General features: G+C 71.7%; 20 protein-coding genes. 11 read left to right on the plus strand and 9 right to left on the minus strand.

The window, feature by feature from the left end; translation table 11 throughout:
* Positions 1-5: 5 nt before the first annotated feature.
* Positions 6-479, minus strand: coding sequence for a pyridoxamine 5'-phosphate oxidase family protein (locus tag OG861_RS26490; protein WP_329193391.1), 474 nt, complete (start codon positions 477-479; stop codon positions 6-8).
* 74 nt (positions 480-553) lie between these two features.
* Here OG861_RS26490 and OG861_RS26495 point away from each other — a divergent pair, with 74 nt between their 5' ends.
* Positions 554-1,174 carry a cysteine hydrolase gene (locus OG861_RS26495; protein WP_329193389.1) on the plus strand — a complete coding sequence of 207 codons (621 nt, stop codon included), beginning with the start codon at positions 554-556 and terminating at the stop codon, positions 1,172-1,174.
* Here the strand turns inward: OG861_RS26495 and OG861_RS26500 are convergent.
* Entirely contained in the window at positions 1,155-2,345 is a 1,191-nt protein-coding gene (locus tag OG861_RS26500; protein WP_329193387.1) for an MFS transporter, read from the minus strand. The genes OG861_RS26495 and OG861_RS26500 overlap by 20 nt on opposite strands.
* A gap of 169 nt (positions 2,346-2,514) precedes the next feature.
* Between OG861_RS26500 and OG861_RS26505 the strand changes: the two genes are divergently transcribed.
* The 8 genes from OG861_RS26505 (at position 2,515) to OG861_RS26540 (ending at position 9,481) form a co-directional block, all read left to right on the plus strand.
* Positions 2,515-3,282, plus strand: a complete 768-nt coding sequence (locus OG861_RS26505; RefSeq protein WP_329193385.1) for a DeoR/GlpR family DNA-binding transcription regulator — start codon at positions 2,515-2,517, stop codon at positions 3,280-3,282.
* A 122-nt stretch (positions 3,283-3,404) separates the two neighbouring features.
* Positions 3,405-4,250, plus strand: coding sequence for a HipA family kinase (locus OG861_RS26510; RefSeq protein WP_329193384.1), 846 nt, complete (start codon positions 3,405-3,407; stop codon positions 4,248-4,250).
* Positions 4,247-4,630, plus strand: coding sequence for a DUF3037 domain-containing protein (locus tag OG861_RS26515; RefSeq protein WP_329193382.1), 384 nt, complete (start codon positions 4,247-4,249; stop codon positions 4,628-4,630). The genes OG861_RS26510 and OG861_RS26515 overlap by 4 nt, the downstream gene beginning before the upstream one ends.
* Positions 4,631-4,785: 155 nt before the next feature.
* Positions 4,786-5,547 (plus strand): 3-oxoacyl-ACP reductase FabG, encoded by a 762-nt coding sequence (fabG, locus tag OG861_RS26520; RefSeq protein ID WP_329193380.1) that lies wholly within the window; start codon positions 4,786-4,788, stop codon positions 5,545-5,547.
* A gap of 53 nt (positions 5,548-5,600) precedes the next feature.
* Entirely contained in the window at positions 5,601-6,365 is a 765-nt protein-coding gene (locus OG861_RS26525) for an SDR family oxidoreductase (protein ID WP_329193378.1), read from the plus strand.
* 152 nt (positions 6,366-6,517) lie between these two features.
* Positions 6,518-8,098, plus strand: coding sequence for an ABC transporter substrate-binding protein (locus OG861_RS26530; protein ID WP_329193376.1), 1,581 nt, complete (start codon positions 6,518-6,520; stop codon positions 8,096-8,098).
* Positions 8,099-8,204: 106 nt separating this feature from the next.
* Complete coding sequence (locus OG861_RS26535; RefSeq protein WP_329202017.1) at positions 8,205-8,873, plus strand: uracil-DNA glycosylase; 669 nt, start codon at positions 8,205-8,207, stop codon at positions 8,871-8,873.
* Between the two features lie 95 nt (positions 8,874-8,968).
* Positions 8,969-9,481, plus strand: a complete 513-nt coding sequence (locus OG861_RS26540) for a hypothetical protein (protein ID WP_329202015.1) — start codon at positions 8,969-8,971, stop codon at positions 9,479-9,481.
* A gap of 28 nt (positions 9,482-9,509) precedes the next feature.
* Here OG861_RS26540 and OG861_RS26545 read toward each other — a convergent pair whose 3' ends face one another.
* Positions 9,510-10,037 (minus strand): hypothetical protein, encoded by a 528-nt coding sequence (locus tag OG861_RS26545; protein ID WP_329193375.1) that lies wholly within the window; start codon positions 10,035-10,037, stop codon positions 9,510-9,512.
* Between the two features lie 114 nt (positions 10,038-10,151).
* The gene (locus OG861_RS26550) at positions 10,152-10,673 is read right to left on the minus strand and encodes a DinB family protein (protein ID WP_329193374.1); all 522 of its coding nucleotides are present in this window, start codon (positions 10,671-10,673) and stop codon (positions 10,152-10,154) included.
* 84 nt (positions 10,674-10,757) lie between these two features.
* On the opposite strand from OG861_RS26550, the gene OG861_RS26555 reads away from it, so the two are divergent.
* Positions 10,758-11,663: a Gfo/Idh/MocA family protein gene (locus OG861_RS26555; protein ID WP_329193373.1), complete on the plus strand. Its 906-nt coding sequence runs from the start codon at positions 10,758-10,760 to the stop codon at positions 11,661-11,663.
* Here the strand turns inward: OG861_RS26555 and lnt are convergent.
* From lnt to OG861_RS26580, 5 genes are all read right to left on the minus strand, one after another.
* The gene (gene lnt, locus OG861_RS26560; RefSeq protein WP_329193372.1) at positions 11,608-13,164 is read right to left on the minus strand and encodes an apolipoprotein N-acyltransferase; all 1,557 of its coding nucleotides are present in this window, start codon (positions 13,162-13,164) and stop codon (positions 11,608-11,610) included. The genes OG861_RS26555 and lnt overlap by 56 nt on opposite strands.
* A gap of 38 nt (positions 13,165-13,202) precedes the next feature.
* Positions 13,203-13,670: a nuclear transport factor 2 family protein gene (locus OG861_RS26565; RefSeq protein WP_329193370.1), complete on the minus strand. Its 468-nt coding sequence runs from the start codon at positions 13,668-13,670 to the stop codon at positions 13,203-13,205.
* A gap of 68 nt (positions 13,671-13,738) precedes the next feature.
* Positions 13,739-13,915, minus strand: a complete 177-nt coding sequence (locus OG861_RS26570) for a hypothetical protein (protein WP_329193368.1) — start codon at positions 13,913-13,915, stop codon at positions 13,739-13,741.
* Between the two features lie 112 nt (positions 13,916-14,027).
* Positions 14,028-14,900, minus strand: a complete 873-nt coding sequence (locus OG861_RS26575) for an undecaprenyl-diphosphate phosphatase (protein WP_329193366.1) — start codon at positions 14,898-14,900, stop codon at positions 14,028-14,030.
* A gap of 48 nt (positions 14,901-14,948) precedes the next feature.
* On the minus strand, positions 14,949-15,677 hold the full coding sequence (locus OG861_RS26580; RefSeq protein ID WP_329193364.1) for a TVP38/TMEM64 family protein: 729 nt from the start codon (positions 15,675-15,677) through the stop codon (positions 14,949-14,951).
* A 394-nt stretch (positions 15,678-16,071) separates the two neighbouring features.
* Here OG861_RS26580 and tuf point away from each other — a divergent pair, with 394 nt between their 5' ends.
* Positions 16,072-17,250, plus strand: a complete 1,179-nt coding sequence (gene tuf / locus OG861_RS26585) for an elongation factor Tu (RefSeq protein ID WP_329193362.1) — start codon at positions 16,072-16,074, stop codon at positions 17,248-17,250.
* Positions 17,251-17,343 lie beyond the last annotated feature (93 nt).

Consider the following 17,343-nt stretch of genomic DNA (forward strand, 5'->3'; position numbering starts at 1 on the left):
GGGCCCTACAGCTTGCGGAAGTCCCAGGAGACGACCGAGTCGGGGGTGAGCCTGATCCAGGCGTGCCGGCCGTCGTGCGGCATCTCGGCAATGCCGAAGTTCTTGGCCGGGAACAGGCGCTCGGGTTCCGCGAGTTCCGGGCAGGGCTCGCCGGTGCGCGGGGCCTCGCCGACGAAGACGGCGCTGCCGGACAGCTCGACCCCGCGCAGTTCGTCGTACGCCTCGCCCGCGTCCACGACCACCGACATCCGCGGGTCCGTGCGCAGGTCCGACCAGCGGCGGCTGCGCGTGATCGAGTACAGCCACAGCGACCGGCCGTCCCAGACGAACCACAGGGCGCCCACGTGCGGGCGCCCGTCGGGGGAGACCGTGGCCACCCGGCAAGTGCGCTGCTCGCGCAGGAAGGAGTCCACTTCCCCCTCGGTCATCATGATGCGCCGGCCCCGCCGCTGGCCCTCGTCCCTGCGCGTCCCGTCCATGCGTCCCGCCCCTTCACATCTGACTGAGTGTCAGGAATCATGCGGGATCGATGGTCGTCACGCCAGGGGGAGCCATGCCGGAACTCGCGCCCGCACCCGAAACCGCCACCACCGCGCTGCTCACCGTCGAATGCCAAAGCGGCGTGGTCGGAGCCGAGAGCGCGCTGCCCGAACTGGCCAAGGCGGCCCGGGAGTCGGGGATGCTGGACCGGGTGGCCGCGCTGGTCGCCGGCGCGCACCGGGCCGGGGTGCAGGTGCTGCACGCGGTCGCCGAACGCCGGCCCGACGGGCTCGGGTCCAACGTCAACGCCAGGCTCTTCCGGGCCGCCGGGAAGCTGCCGGTGCGCCAGCTGCGCGGAACCCCGGCGGTCCAGGTCGCCGCCCCCATCGAGGTGGCCGAGCGGGACCTCGTCGTACGCCGTCTCCACGGGCTCTCGCCGATGGCCGGCACCGATCTCGACCCGCTGCTGCGCAACCTCGGCATCCGCACGCTGGTCGTCACCGGGGTCTCGTCCAACATCGCGGTCCCCAACACCGTGTTCGACGCCGTCAACCTCGGCTACCGGGTCGTGGTCCCCTCGGACGCCATCTGCGGGGTCCCCGCGGCCTACACGGACGAGGTGATCCGCAACTGCCTCTCCCTCGTCGCGTCCGTCACCACCACCGAAGCGCTGCTCAGGCAGTGGGCCGGTTAGCGGGACCGGGGGCGTTGCGCCGCAGCCACAGGCTCAAGGCGCCGCACGCCGCGGCGAGCAGGAACAGCACCAGGGGGACCGACTTCACGTCCACCGCGTCGATGACACCGCCGAGCAGCGGCGGGAAGGCCACTCCGCCGATCATCGAGGCGGCGATCACGTAGGCGCCGGCCCCGGCCACGCCGGGGACGGCGCGGTTCAGCCAGGGCAGACAGGTCGGGAAGATCGGGGCAATCATCAGGCCGACGCCGAAGTACGCGTACGGGGCGAGGACCGGCACCGTCGCCAGGAGCAGGAAGCCGGACATGCCCGCGCAGCAGCCGATCAGGATCGTGGGCGCGGACCAGCGCAGGCTGAGGGGTGCGACGACGAACCGGCCGACGGTCATGGCCGCCCAGTAGGCGGACGTCGCGGTGGCGGCGGTGGCGGCGCCGAACCCGACGGCTTCGAGGTGGGTGGGTTCCCACCCGCCGACGCCGGTCTCGATGGCGACGTGCAGCACGTAGACGCCGATGAACGCCGCGATGACCGGGAGCACCCGCGCCCCACCGGTGGCGGCGCCCTCCGCCGGGGCCGGCCGGGGCTCGCGGGAGGCCACTGCGCCCAGGGTCGGGAGGATCAGCAGGCTGATCACGCCGATGCCGAGGAAGATCTGCGGGTAGTCGTCCGCACCGAACCAGCCGATCAGGGCCGGGCCGGCGATGGCGCCGACGCCGAAGTGCCCGTTGAGCAGATTGAGCATGGCGGCGCTGCGGCGGCCGAATCCGACGGCGAAGAGCTGGTTGAGGCCGTAGTCGATGCCGCCGAAGCCGAGGCCGATGACGAAGGTGCCGGTGAGGGCCAGGGGCCAGTTCGGTGCGCAGGCGAAGACGGCCGCGCCGACTGCCATGAGCACGTAGGAGCCGCCGAGCAGCGCGCGGTTGCTCCCACGGCCCCGCAGGAGGTGATACACGAGCACACCCGCCAGCGCGCCGACGAAGTGGGCGCTGAGACCGAGCCCTGCCACGGCCGGGCTGATGCCGTACTCGTCCCGCAGGGCGGGGATCGCCGGTCCGTAGAGAGCCTGTAAGGCGCCGATCACGACGAAGGCCGCGCACGAGGCGATGACCGCAACGGTGGTCAGGAGGGGCCCTCCCGTTTCCGGCGGGTCGGCCTGACTGGTGGTGGACATCGTTCTCCTCGGCGTTAGCGGTCGAATGAAGAGAGTCAGTGTTCGTAGGGGGTGGAAACTCACATCCTGCACGCACATTACGCAGCGCCGATGTTCGAATCAACAGTTTTGGTGCGCGGAACGCACATCGCAGCCCCGAGCCTGCTGCATGTGTGCTAGAAGCAGACGCATGAACGTGATGGAGAGGCACAAGTTCGTCGTGGGGCTGCTCATGCAGCAGAACCGCGCGACCGTGGCCGAGCTGGCCCAGGCCACCGGGGCCTCCGAAATGACCATCCGGCGGGACCTGGAGGTGCTGGAGTCCCGCGGGGCCCTGCGCCGGGTGCGCGGTGGCGCCGTGAGCAGCCTGCCCGGCGGCGTCGAGCCGCCCTACGCGGTCCGGGCCATGTCAGGGGCGCAGGCCAAGGAACGGCTGGCCCGCACCGTGGTCGAGCTGCTGACCGACGGCGAGACCGTCGCCCTGGACACCGGAACCACCGCCGTGGCCGTCGCCAAGGCCATGGCAGGCCGCCGGTTCACGGTCGCCCCCCTCTCCCTGCACGCCGCGTTCGCCCTCTCCGGGCATTCCGGCATCCAGCTGGTGATGCCGGGCGGACAAGTGCGCCCCGAGGAGCTGTCGTTCTACGGTCAGGCCCCCGTGCAGGCCTTCAAGGACCTGTGCTTCGACACCTTCGTCCTGGGCTGCTGCGGCGTCGACCCGGTCCAGGGCGCCACCGCCTACAACCTCGACGACGTACAGGTGAAGCGGGCCGCGGTGGCCGCGGCGCAGCGCGTGATCCTCGTGGCCACCGCTGACAAGATCGGCCGCACCGCGCTCGGCCGCATCTGCTCCATGGAGGAGATCGCCCTGGTCGTCACGGACGCCCCCGCCGGTTTCCCGGCCGTCGAGGCGCTCGCCGAGCGGGGCGTCGAGGTGGTCCATCCGCCGAACGCCTGAACCGTCGGGCCCGCGAAATCCCGGTGGGGCGCGGCGATCATCACGCCTACGCTGGCCGGGATGCCTCCGGTACTCGTCAGGGGGCGCGGAAGTGGCTGAAACTGAATGGATACCCTCGGGAAATGCTTACAGAAGTGACGGCAACTCGCTATGTCACGCCTCTGCGTGAAGGCGGCTCGCTTCCCGGGATCGTCGAGGCCGACGATCTCGGGACGTACGTCATGAAATTCACCGGGGCCGGTCAGGGGCGCAAGACCCTGGTCGCCGAGGTCATCTGCGGCCGGCTGGCCCAGCGGCTGGGCCTGCGCGTGCCGAGGCTGGTGCAGATGCAGCTCGATCCCGTCATCGGGCTCGGCGAGCCGGACCAGGAGGTGCAGGAACTGCTCAAGGCCAGCGGCGGGCTGAACCTCGGCATGGACTACCTCCCCGGCTCGATCGGCTTCGACCCGCTCGCCTACCAGGTGGACCCGGTCGAGGCGGGGCGCGTCGTGTGGTTCGACGCCCTGATCAACAACGTCGACCGGTCGTGGCGCAACCCCAACATGCTGGTCTGGCACGGGGACGTCTGGCTCATCGACCACGGCGCCACCATGATCTGGCACCACAACTGGCCCACCGCCCAGAGCGCGGCCGCCAAGCCCTACAACGCCTCCGACCACGTGCTGGCGCCGTTCGGCCCGGACATCGCCTCCGCTGCCGGTGCGCTCGCACCCCTGGTCACGAGCGAGTTGCTCACCGAGGTCGCCGCCGACGTCCCCGACGAGTGGCTGGTCGACGAGCCCGGCTTCGACTCGACGGAGGCGCTGCGCCGGGCGTACGTGGACGCGCTGCTGGCGCGCGCGGCGACGATCCACGAGAGGATCTCCATGGAGGCAGAGGTCAAGGCCCCGTCCAAGCCGCCGGGCTGGCTCACCGACCACCTGCCCGAATGGCCCCACAAGACCAAGAAGAAGAGCGACAGCGAGTGATCAAGCGGGACGTGTTCGAGTACGCGCTGGTGCGTGTGGTGCCCCGCGTGGAGCGCGGCGAGTGTTTCAACGCCGGCGTGATCGTCTACTGCCGGGCGAAGTCCTACGTCGCCGCGCGCACCCACCTCGACGAGGCCAAGCTGCGCGCCCTGGACCCCGGGGCCGACGTCGCGGGCGTACGGGCCGCGCTGCACGCCGTCGAGGGGCTGTGCAGCGGTGGCAAGCGTGCCGGTCAGGCCGCGGGTGACGATCCGGGGCGCCGGTTCCGGTGGCTGATCGCGCCGCGCAGCACCGTCGTACAGCCGGGCCCGGTCCACACGGGGCTGACGGCCGACCCGGAGGTCGAGGTCGAGCGGCTGCTCGACCTGCTGGTGCGCTGATCCGGAGGAAGATCCGTACGACCTGGGAGCCCTGGGGCCCGGTGGCGTTGACACCGGGTGCCAGGGCTCCTAGCGTCTCCTCAGCTGAAGCTACTAAGCGGTTGCTCACCCGTGAGACACCGCTCCAGAGGATTCCGAGCGCGAGGAGACCCAGCATGTCCACCACCGAGCAGCGCGTAGCCATCGTGACCGGGGCGGCCCGGGGCATCGGCGCGGCCACCGCCGTACGCCTGGCCGCGGAAGGCCGCGCGGTCGCCGTGCTCGACCTCGACGAGGCGGCCTGCAAGGACACCGTGGAGGCGATCACCGCCGCGGGCGGCACCGCCCTCGCCGTCGGCTGTGACGTCTCGGACAGCGCGCAGGTGGAGGCCGCCGTCGAGCGCGTCGCGAGCACGCTGGGCGCCCCCACCATCCTGGTCAACAACGCGGGCGTGCTCCGGGACAACCTGCTCTTCAAGATGAGCGACACCGACTGGGACACGGTCATGAACGTCCACCTGCGGGGGGCGTTCCTGATGGCCCGGGCCTGCCAGAAGTACATGGTGGAGGCCAAGTTCGGCCGCATCGTCAACCTCTCCAGCAGCTCGGCGCTCGGCAACCGCGGCCAGGCCAACTACTCCGCCGCCAAGGCCGGCCTCCAGGGATTCACCAAGACGCTGGCCGTCGAGCTCGGCAAGTTCGGCGTCACCGCCAACGCCGTGGCCCCCGGTTTCATCGTCACCGAGATGACGGCCCAGACCGCCGCCCGCGTCGGCATGGGCTTCGAGGAGTTCCAGGCCGCCGCCGCCACCCAGATCCCGGTGCAGCGGGTGGGCCGCCCCGAGGACATCGCGGGCGCCATCGCCTTCTTCACGGGCGAGGCCGCGGGCTTCGTCTCCGGCCAGGTCCTGTACGTGGCCGGCGGCCCCCTCGACTGACGGGGTACGGCAACCGACGCGAGGCACCGCAACCGAGGAGAGGCACGGCGCACATGACGACGTACGAAGGAACGGACAGCGGCAAGGTCGCGCTGATCACCGGCGCCAGCCGGGGCATCGGCTACGGCATCGCCGAGGCACTGGTCGCCCGCGGCGACCGGGTCTGCATCACGGGACGCAACGAGGACGCCCTCAAGGAGGCCGTGGAGGCCTTGGGGGCGGACCGGGTGATCGGCGTACCCGGCAAGGCGCACGACGAGGCGCACCAGGCCCTCGCCGTGGAGCGGACGATGGAGGCGTTCGGCCGGGTGGACTTCCTGGTCAACAACGCGGGAACCAATCCGGTCTTCGGACCGATCGCGGACCTCGACCTCGGTGTGGCGCGCAAGGTCTTCGAGACCAACGTGATCTCGGCGCTCGGCTTCGCCCAGCGCACCTGGCACGCCTGGCAGAAGGACAACGGCGGTGCGATCGTGAACATCGCCTCCATCGCCGGCGTCTCCGCCTCGCCCTTCATCGGGGCGTACGGGATGAGCAAGGCCGCCATGGTCAACCTCACCCTCCAGCTCGCCCACGAGATGGCGCCGGGCGTGCGGGTCAACGCGATCGCGCCCGCGGTGGTCAAGACCAAATTCGCGCAGGCCCTGTACGAGGGGCGCGAGCAGGAGGCGGCGGCCGCCTATCCGCTCGGCCGGCTCGGAGTCCCCGCGGACATCGGAGGAGCGGCGGCGTTTCTTACATCTGCACAAGCGGAATGGATCACAGGGCAAACTCTCGTCGTCGACGGAGGAATGTTCCTCAATGCCGGAGTGCACTGACCGATAAACGGACGCATTTGCCTCCCAAAGGGAGGCAAATGCGTGTCGAATGTGCATGAAATCGGTCAAGTGCCTCACCAAACCTGCCCATTGGATTTGTGAGGCACTGAGGTAGGGTCTGCCGCACCCCTGGCTGATCGAGGAGCGTGCACGTGTTCAACCGGACCAGATGCCTGCAGATCACTGCAGCCCTTGCGTCCATATCCCTGCTCGCCGGATGCGGTCTGCTTTCCGATGACAGCGGTGCCGACAAGAAGCCGATCGTGGTCGGTACGACGAGCAAGCCGAGCACCCTCGACCCGGCGGCGGCCTGGGACGGCTCCTGGGAGCTGTACCGGAACATCTACCAGACCCTGCTGGCCTTCCCCACCGGCAGCACCAAGCCCGAGCCGGACGCCGCCCAGGGCTGCGAGTTCACCGACTCCGCCAACGAGTCCTACCGCTGCACGCTGCGCAAGGGCCTCAAGTTCTCCGACGGCGAGGTGCTCGACTCCAAGGCCGTCAAGCACTCCCTGGACCGCATCCGCACGATCGCCTCCAAGAACGGCCCGAAGGACCTGTTCGGCAGCCTGGACAAGATCGAGACCCCGGACGCGCTGACCGTCGTCTTCCATCTGAAGACCCCCGACGCGACCTTCCCCTTCGTCCTCGGCTCGCCGGCCGCCTCGCTGGTACCGCCCGGCGAGTACCCCGCCGACAAGGTCCGCAAGGACGGCAAGACGACCGGTTCCGGCCCGTACGTCCTGACGTCGTACAAGGACGGCGAGGCCGTCCTCAGCCGCAACGACAGCTACGTGGGCTTCGCCAACCGGCGCAACGACAGCGTGACCATCCGCTACTTCGCGGACTCCAAGAAGATGGTCACGGCGCTCAAGGACAAGGAGATCGACGCCACCTACCGCGGTCTGTCCGCCGCCGAGATCAAGGACCTGCAGAGCCCCGCCTCGCACGACCACGGCGTCCAGGTGGTGGAGAACGTCGGCTCCGAGATCCGCTACCTGGTCTTCAACCCCAAGGACCCGCAGGCCGCCAAGCCGGCCGTGCGCCAGGCGATCGCCCAGACCATCGACCGCGGCGCCCTCGTCTCCAAGGTCTACCAGGGCACTGCCGAGCCGCTGTACTCGATGGTCCCCAAGGGGGTCCTCGGCCACAAGACGCCGTTCTACGACATGTACGGCCAGCCGAACGTCGACGCGGCCAGGAAGACCCTCAGGGACGCGGGGATCACCCAGCCGGTGGAGCTGACCTTCTGGTACACCACCGACCGCTACGGCTCCTCCACCGCGGACGAGTTCACCGAACTCAAGCGCCAGCTGGACGAGAGCCTCCTCTTCAAGATCACCCTGCGCAGCAAGCCCTGGATCGAGTTCCAGGACGGCTACAAGAACGGCGAGTTCCCGGTCTTCGGGCGGGGCTGGTTCCCCGACTTCCCGGACCCGGACAACTTCATCGCGCCGTTCGTCGGCAAGGAGAACGCGGTCGGCACCCCGTACGAGCCGGCCGACATCCTGAACGACCTGCTGCCCAAGTCCCGCCGCGAGAGCGACCGCTCGGCGGGCGTCAGGGAGTTCGAGCAGGCGCAGCAGACCTTCGCCAAGGACGCCCGGCTGCTGCCGCTGTGGCAGGGCAAGCTGTACGTGGCCGCGCGCGACGACGTCGCGGGCGCCGAGCGGGCACTGGACCCGCAGACCGTCATGCAGATGTGGGAGCTGTACCGCAAGACCAGCTGGTAGCCCCCGCTCCCCGGCCACGGGCGTTGTCAGTGCCTGCGTATAGGTTCGGTCCAGTTGCACCAAGCAGTTTCACGGACCTGTACCGGAGGATGTAGACGTGAGCCAGATGCTGCCCGAGTCCTGGCTCCCCGCGATCGGCGGGGAGCTGGACCAGCCCTACTTCCAAGAGCTCCTGGAGTTCGTCGAGAAGGAGCGGGCCAACGGGCCGGTCTACCCGCCCTACGAGCAGGTGTTCGCGGCCCTGGAGGCCACGCCCTTCGACGAGGTCAAGGTGCTGGTCCTCGGGCAGGACCCGTACCACGGCGCGGGCCAGGGCCACGGCCTGTGCTTCTCCGTGCGGCCCGGCGTGAAGACCCCGCCCTCGCTGCGCAACATCTACAAGGAGATGAACGACGAGCTGGGCCTGTCCATCCCCGACAACGGGTACCTGATGCCGTGGGCCGAGCAGGGCGTCCTGCTGCTCAACGCGGTGCTCACCGTCCGTGAGGCCGAGCCCAACTCCCATAAGGGCAAGGGCTGGGAGAAGTTCACCGACGCGGTGATCCGCGCCGTCTCCGCCCGCCCCGACCCGGTCGTCTTCGTGCTCTGGGGCGCGTACGCCCAGAAGAAGATCCCCCTGATCGACGAGGAGCGGCACGTGATCGTCAAGGGCGCCCACCCCTCCCCGCTGTCGGCCAAGAAGTTCTTCGGGTCCCGGCCCTTCACGCAGATCAACGAGGCCGTCGCCGCGCAGGGCCATGAGCCGATCGACTGGCGGATCCCGGACCTGGGCTGACGCCACACCGCGCCTCGGTGCCTGAGCCGGTTGCTCCGGTTAGCGTCTTGATGATCAGACCGGAGCAGGTCTGGCGGAGGCAGCCGGAGGTCGCTTTGACGGAGCAGCGGGAGGCGTCGGAGGACGCCGTCATGACCAGGATCGGCCAGGCGGTCATCCTGCTGCACGCCGGCGACCGCGAGGAGGCCCGCAACCGGCTGGGCGAGATCTGGTCCGAGCTCGGCGAGGGCGGCGACCTGCTCCACCGCTGCACCCTCGCGCACTACATGGCCGACGCCCAGGACGACCCGGCCGACGAACTGGCCTGGGACCTGCGGGCCCTGCGCGCCGCAGAGGGGATCGCGGACGGGCCGCCCGCGCGGCCGCAGCCGCACCACGCCGTGCGGGTGTTCTACCCGTCGCTGCACCTGAGCCTGGCCGCCGACTACGTGAAGCTGCGCCGTCCCGAAGCGGCCCGGGCCCACCTCGCGCGGGCCCGGGCCGCCACCGGCGCGCTGGCCGACGACGGCTACGGCAACGGGGTGCGGGCCGCCATCGCCCGGCTGGAGCGCAGGCTCGACGCCGATCCGGGCGGCCGGACCCGGCCCTTCCCCGAGCAGGGTCCGTAGCCCCCGCAGAGCGGGCCCGGGTACGCGGTCACCCGCCGTGGACGCCCGCGCAGATCCGGGCCTCCGGGCTGTCCGGGTGCCAGCGCCCGTGCCGTCGTCCGAGGGCGCACACGTCGGCCGGGCGGACCGGAAGCTCGCGCATCAGCTCGCGGCCGGCCTCGCCGCCGCGCCCGGAGGGGCCGGGCAGGGCGCCGGGACGCCCCCCGGCCGCCTTCGCGGGCCGCCGGGGCTCAGGGATGTCGGGAACGGGCGGCGCGGCCCCCTCGGGCCCCGCCGGGGGCCGGCCCGAGGAGCGCGGGGCGGGCGGGCGGGGGCTCCCCGAAGCCGCCGGACGCGCGGATTGCCCCGGCACCGCCTCCAACGCCTCCAGGGCGGGCGCCCGGACGACCACCGCCGCGGCCCCCGGCCCGCCGCGCGGCTCGTGGTGGGGCGGCAGCCCGCTGGAGGTGCCCGCCGGCTGCGTCGCGGCGGGGCTCACATTCACACAGCCGGAGACGGCCGAAACGGCACAGGCCACTCCGAGCAGCAGTTTCGTCGTGGTTCGGGTTGGATGCACCCGGCAACTCTGCTGTGCGCGGACCCGGTTGCGAAAACCGGGAGCGGATATTGCCCCCGCACGGGTGACGGCCGGCCGCCGGGGCACCGCAGGTTGACGCCGGCCATCCGGGCCCTACTCGCCGGTGGCGCCGTCGATGTGCTCGCGCAGCAGATCCGCGTGGCCGTTGTGGCGCGCGTACTCCTCGATCATGTGGTTGTAGACCCAGCGCAGGCTGAACACCTCGCCGCGGTGGTGGCTCCCGGGATCCGACAGCAGGTCCAGGGGACGGCCGGCGGCGGCCTGCCGGGCCAGCTCGACCTCCGTCTGCCAGACCTCCTCGGACTCCGCCCAGGAGTCGTCGTCGGTGAAGTGGAAGTCCCCGTCCGGGTCTTCGCGCGTGGAGTACAGCTCCGGCAGGTCCGCGCCCAGCATGATCTCCCGGAACCAGTACCGTTCCACCTCCGCCATGTGGCGTACGAGCCCCAGCAGGCTCAGCTCGGAGGGAAGCAGCGGAGTGCTGCGCAGCTGCGCGTCCCCCAGGCCCTCGCACTTCCAGGCGAGCGTGGAGCGGTGGTAGTCGAGCCAGCCGTCCAGCATCTCCCGCTCGTTCGCGGTGGTGGAGGGCTCGTCACGGTGTGATCCAGAACTGGTCATGGTGCCCATCTTCGGCGAACGCGGCCCCTGTCACCAGGGATTAAGCTGCGAGCGTCCCACAAGGAAGCAACCAGGAGGTACCCGGTGAAGGTCGGCGTCATCGGACTCGGCGACATCGCCCAGAAGGCGTACCTGCCCGTCCTCACCACCCGGCCCGGGGTCGAGCTGCACCTGCAGACCCGAACCCCCGCCACGCTGCGGCGGATCGGCGACGCGCACCACGTCCCCGCCGGACAACGGCACACCGGCCTCGACGCGCTCATCGCCCAGGGGCTCGACGCGGCATTCGTCCACGCGCCCACCGCGGCCCACCCCGAGATCGTGACCCGGCTGCTGGAGGCGGGCGTACCGACGTACGTCGACAAGCCCCTGGCCTACGAGCTGGACGAGTCCCGGGCTCTCGTCGAACTGGCCGAGGCGCGCGGGGTCGGCCTCGCCGTCGGCTTCAACCGCCGATACGCGCCCGGCTACGCGCAGTGCGCCGACCACCCCCGCGACCTGATCATCATGCAGAAGAACCGGATCGGCCTGCCCGAGGACCCGCGCACCCTGGTCCTGGACGACTTCATCCACGTCGTCGACACCCTGCGCTTCCTGCTTCCCGGCGAGGCCGACCACATCGACGTGCGCGCGGTGGTGCGCGAGGGGCTGATGCACCAGGTGGTCCTCCAGCTGTCCGGCGACGGATTCACCGCCCTCGGCGTCATGAACCGCCTCTCCGGCTCCACCGAGGAGATCCTGGAGGTGTCCGGGCAGGACACCAAGCGGCAGGTCGTCAACCTCGCCGAGGTCATCGACCACCGCGGCCAGCCGACCGTGCGCCGGCGCGGCGACTGGGTGCCGGTCGCCCGCCAGCGCGGCATCGAACAGGTCGTGGACGCCTTCCTGGAAGCCGTCGGCGCCGGCCGGGTCCCGAGCGCCCGGGACGCACTGCTCACCCATGAACTGTGCGAGCGGGTGGTGCGCTCGGCTCTGGAGCAGGCCTCCTGAGCGAACGCGCCGCCCTGGCCGCGCAGTACGCGGCCAGGGCGGCGAGGCCCGCACCCACCGGCCAGTTCCCGAACCGCACGTACAGCGTCGTGCCCCGGGCGAGCGGAACCTCGTACACGGCCGCCGTACTCGCCGACGTGGGCAGGGCCGGCCCGATCCGCTCCCCGGAAGGGCCGTGGACCTCGCTGATCCCCGTCAAGGTGGCGTGCACCACCGGGCGGCCGTCCTCGGCGGCGCGCAGGGCGGCGAGCGAAGCGTGCTGGGCCGGGGCCCAGCTGTCCTGGAAGCTGGAGGTCGCCGACTGGGTGACGAGCAGCGCGGCCCCGTCGCGGGTCAGGCGCCGGCTCATGTCGGGGAAGGCGGACTCGAAGCAGATCAGCGGGCCCAGCCGCACCCCGGGCCGGTCCGGCAGGTCCATCAGGGCCGGGGCGTCACCGCGCATCCGGTCCTCGCCCGCCGCCTTGCCGACCGAGGTGGCCCAGCCGAGCAGGGCCCGCGCCGGTATGTACTCCCCGAACGGCACCAGACGCATCTTGTCGTACCGCTCGCCGGTCGGCCCGTCCGGGCCGATCAGGACGGAGCTCTTGTATATCCCGGGCCGGTCACTGCGCCGAGCGTCGACGTTGACCAGCAGCGGGGCGCCCACCTGCGCGGACAGCGCCGCCAGGCGCCGGGCCAGGTCCGGCCGCTCCGCCAGGTCCTCCCCGACGCTGCTCTCGCCCCACACCACCAGCTCCGGGCCCCGGCCGGACGGCGCCCCGGCCAGCTCCCGGGTCAGCCGCTCCCCGGCCGCGAACCGCCGCTCCGTACTGTCCGGCCCGTCCCCGACCGGACCCGGCTGTACGACGGCCACCCGCAGCCCGCCCGATACCTCCGGTCGCGGCACCCACAGCCACACCGCCCCCGTCAGCAGCGCGCACCCCGCCACGCCGGCCACCGCCGCAGCCCGCGCCCCCGGCACCGCGGCCAGCATCACCAGCGCACAGTTCACCGCCACCACCAGCAGGCTCACCAGCCACACCCCGCCCACCGACGCCAGCACCAGCGCGGGCGGTACCTGCCACTGGCTGGCCCCCAGCAACCCCCAGGGCCCGCCCAGCCCCTGCCAGGACCGGACCAGCTCCGGCAGCAGCCACCCCGCCGGCAGGAGCACCAGCGCGGCGGCCGCGCGACCGCCCGCCGCGACCCCGCCGAGAAGCTCCCGCACGAGCAGCGCCCAGGGGATCCACAGCGCCCCGAGCAGCGCGGCCAGCAGGAACAGGAACACGTGCAGGCTCGGCAGCAGCCAGTGGTGGACGGCGAAGACGAACCCCGTGCCGCCGAGCCAGCCTTCCAGGGCGGCGCGCCGCCCGGTCGGGGCGGACCTCAGCAGCAGCAGCCACGGCACGAGGGCCACGTAGGCGAACCACCAGAGCGCCGGAGCGGGAAAGGCGAGCGCGGGCAGCGCTCCCGCACCGGCTGCGGCAGCCGCACGCCACCATCCGTCGAACTCCCGGGCCATGGGCGCCTCCGCTTCCAGTGTGGGACGGCCGGGCCGCATCAGCCCGCCGGGTACCGCCACTTCTCGTGCACGGTTACCCCGGAGAGCCGCCACCCATCACGGGTCCGGGCCAGGTCGAAGGCGTAGCGGCCCGCGGCCGCGAAGTTCGGGGTGGTGACCGCGGGGTCGGAGCCGGTGTCGGCCAGCCGCATGGGGTTGAGGAAGTCGGCCCCCACCTGCGCCGTGTCACCGGGCGCGCCGTCGGTGACCTCCAGCCGGACCAGCCGGTTGACGATCAGGTGCTGGCGCACGGGGAACAGCGTCATGGTCCGTGCCAGCCAGTCCGCGACCTCGGCCGCCGAACCCTCCACCCCGCCCGCCGACCGGTAGTCCGCCCGCCCGGCCGGGGTGAACAGGGCCCGGTAGGCCTCCCAGTCGCCGTCGTCCACGGCCACCGCGTACCTCGACACCACCTCGTCGATCGCCAGCCGGTCCAACACCGTCGCGAGGTCCACACGCTGCGTCATCGGGTCAGTGTGCGGGCGTCCGCCCGCGAGGCCAAGGGGCGTGCGCGGACTTGATCGCCGCCGAGGCGTCAGCGGCCGGAATGCACCTCCCGCTGGCGCACGACCACCAGGAACGCGTCACTGTCCAGGTCCATCACCACTTCGGCCTGCACGCCCTCGCGCATCCGCTGGGCCGCGTACTCCTCGGCCGGCCAGCTTCCCCGCGGACTCCCGGCCGGAAAGCGCTCCAACACCACTCGGCGCATGGGACACCCCCTGCAATTCGCCTTCGCTTCTCTCAGCTCTTTACAGGCACAACGACGCGGAGGCCGTCCGGGAACGTTCCCGGACGGCCTCCGATTCACGCGAAACGGTGATTTACCCGGCCGATTCGCCCGCGTGCGGGCTCAGCACGTTCATGCTGATCAAGACGATCAGGGCGATGCCCAGCAGGATGCGGTACACCACGAAGGGCATGAAGCTCTTGCTGGAGATGAACTTCATGAACCAGGCGATCACCACGTAACCGACGACGAAGGCGATGACCGTGGCGAACACCGTAGGACCCCAGGACACCTGGCCCTCGCCCAGCGACTTCAACTCCATGCCGCCCGAGGCCAGTACCGCGGGGATGGCGAGGAGGAAGGAGTAACGCGCCGCGGCCTCACGGGTGAAGCCCATCAGCAGACCGCCGGAGATCGTCGCACCGGAGCGGGAAACACCCGGCACCAGCGCCATCGCCTGGCAGACACCGAAGATCAGACCGTCCCTGACCCCGAGTTCCCTGAGCGTCTTGCGCTCGCGGACGGCGCGGTGGCGACCGCCCTCCTCGTCGCGCGCCGCCAGCCGGTCGGCGATGCCGAGCACGACACCCATCACGATGAGCGTGGCGGCCGTCAGCCGCAGATCACGGAACGGGCCCTCGATCGCGTCCTTGAGCGTGACGCCCAGCACACCGATCGGGATCGAGCCGACGATCACCAGCCAGCCCATCTTGGCGTCCTGGTCCGAGCGCAACGACTTGTCGAAGAGCGAACGGAACCAGGCGGAGACGATCCGCGCGATGTCCTTGCGGAAGTAGATCAGCACGGCGGCCTCGGTGCCGATCTGGGTGATCGCGGTGAAGGCCGCGCCCGGGTCCTGCCAGCCGGCGAATGCCGCGGTCAGCCGGAGGTGGGCGCTGGAGGAGATCGGGAGGAACTCCGTAAGCCCCTGGACGAGACCGAGGATTAGGGATTCGAACCAGCTCATGTCGGGGTGCGCTCGTCCTTGTGATCGTCGGGAAGGTCGCGTCCGATGCTAGGGCCCGTGGGGAACGCCGCTGACCACAGGGGGGTGCTGGGGCGTGAGCCCGTGCGTCGGCACCGGCGCGGGAGGGGCCGCGAGGCGGTGCCGTTTGCGCCAGGCGACCGCGGCCGCGACCACCCCGGACACCCCGATGAAGCCGAAGGAGACGAGGAACGCCGGCGAATCCGGGGAAGAGGCGCTCGCCCCGGCGATCACGTACGCGGCGGTGTTGGGCACCGTGCCCAGCGCGGTCGCGCAGAGGAAGGGCAGCCAGCCGCAGCGGGACACCGCCGCGCAGTAGTTGGCTGCCGCGAAGGGGACACCCGGGAAGACGCGGATCGCGAGCATCGAGCGGAAGCCGTGCCGGCCGAGCTGCCCGTCGGCGGCGCGCAGCCAGCGGCCGCGCACCAGGGGCCGCAGGGCGCTGCGGCCCAGCGCCCGGCCCAGGCCGAAGGAGATCCCGGCGCCGACGACCGTGCCCGCGACCGCCGCGAGCAGGCCCAGCGGGGAACCCAGTACCGCCCCCGCAGCCAGGTTCAGCAGCGGCCTCGGGACGAACGCCGCCGTGCACAGTCCGTACACCGTCGCGAACAGCAGCGCCGCCGTACCCACCGGGAGGCCGGGGGGCAGGCCCTGCGACAGCAGGCGCTGGGGCTCGTACAGCAGCACGCCCACGCCCCCCGCCGCGAGCAGCAGGACGAGCAGCGACAGCCGGGCCCACGGCGCGAGGAGGAGGGACATCCCGGGAGACTAACCGACCCGTCGGGCGCGGCGCCGACCTCCGCCTCCCGCGCGGACGAACGGCGCCCGACCCCCACGCGGCCACCGGGCCGAGCCCGGCACCGGCAGTGACGAAGACCACGTCGCGCACCCGCCGGACCACCACGGAAAAACCGTTCGACGGCGCGCGGGCGCTGAGGCAGGATCAGGTGCATGTCCCGGTACGCCTTCCCCGCAGCGCCGTCCGCAGTCGCGGACGCGCCGAAGGCTGCCGTCCTCGCAGAGGCATTCCCCTTCGCCGCATTCGACGGCGCACGAAGCTGACCCTTCCCGGAACGTCCGGCGGACCCCACAGGGGGAGGGTCGGTCCGCTCCAGGGGTCCCGTACCGGCTTCACGACATACGGGAAGACATCATGGCCAAGACGGCCTTCGTACGCACCAAGCCGCACCTCAACATCGGCACCATGGGCCACGTCGACCACGGCAAGACGACCCTCACCGCCGCCATCACCAAGGTCCTCGCCGAGCGCGGCGGAGCCTCCTTCGTGCCCTTCGACCGCATCGACCGGGCCCCCGAGGAGGCCCGGCGCGGGATCACCATCAACCTCACGCACGTCGAGTACGAGACCGACACCCGCCACTACGCGCACGTCGACATGCCCGGCCACGCGGACTACGTCAAGAACATGGTGACCGGCGCGGCCCAGCTCGACGGCGCGATCCTCGTCGTCTCCGCTCTCGACGGAGTCATGCCGCAGACCGCCGAGCACGTGCTGCTCGCCCGCCAAGTCGGCGTCAACCACATCGTGGTGGCCCTCAACAAGGCCGACGCCGGGGACCCGGAGCTCACCGACCTCGTCGAACTGGAGGTCCGCGAGCTGCTCGACGCCCGCGGCTACGGCGGCGACGCGGCGCCCGTCGTACGGGTCTCCGGGCTCGGGGCGCTGGAAGGCGACCCGCGCTGGACCGCGGCCGTCGAGGCGCTGCTGGACGCGGTGGACACGTACGTGCCGATGCCCGTGCGGTACACGGACGCGCCGTTCCTGCTGCCGGTGGAGAACGTACTGACCATCACCGGGCGCGGGACGGTCGTCACCGGCGCCGTCGAGCGCGGCAGCGTACGCGTGGGCGACCGGGTGAGCGTGCTCGGCGGCGACGGGGAGCCGGCCCTGACCGTGGTCACCGGGCTGGAGACCTTCGGCAAGCCGATGGAGCTGGCCGAGGCGGGTGACAACGTCGCGCTGCTGCTGCGCGGGGTGCCGCGCGAGGGGGTGCGCCGCGGGCACGTGGTCGCGGCGCCCGGCAGCGTCGAGCCGAGCCGCCGCTTCACCGCCCAGGTGTACGTGCTCTCCGCCCGGGAGGGCGGCAGGACGACGCCGGTGGCCTCCGGGTACCGGCCCCAGTTCTACATCCGGACCGCGGACGTCGTCGGGGACGTCGACCTGGGCGCCGTGGGGGTGGCCCGGCCGGGGGAGACGGTCACCATGACCGTCGAGCTGGGCCGTGACGTGCCCCTGGAGGCCGGGCTGGGCTTCGCGATCCGCGAGGGCGGGCGCACGGTCGGCGCGGGGACGGTCACCTCGGTCGGCTAGCGGGTCCTGTGCGGGCGATCCCTGATCGCCCGCACGGGAACCGGGCCCTGCGGGACCGGGGCCGCATCGATGACCCGGTGCGGTGGCGGTGGC

Source organism: Streptomyces sp. NBC_00539 (assembly GCF_036346105.1).
In the GTDB taxonomy this organism is placed as follows: Bacteria; Actinomycetota; Actinomycetes; order Streptomycetales; family Streptomycetaceae; genus Streptomyces.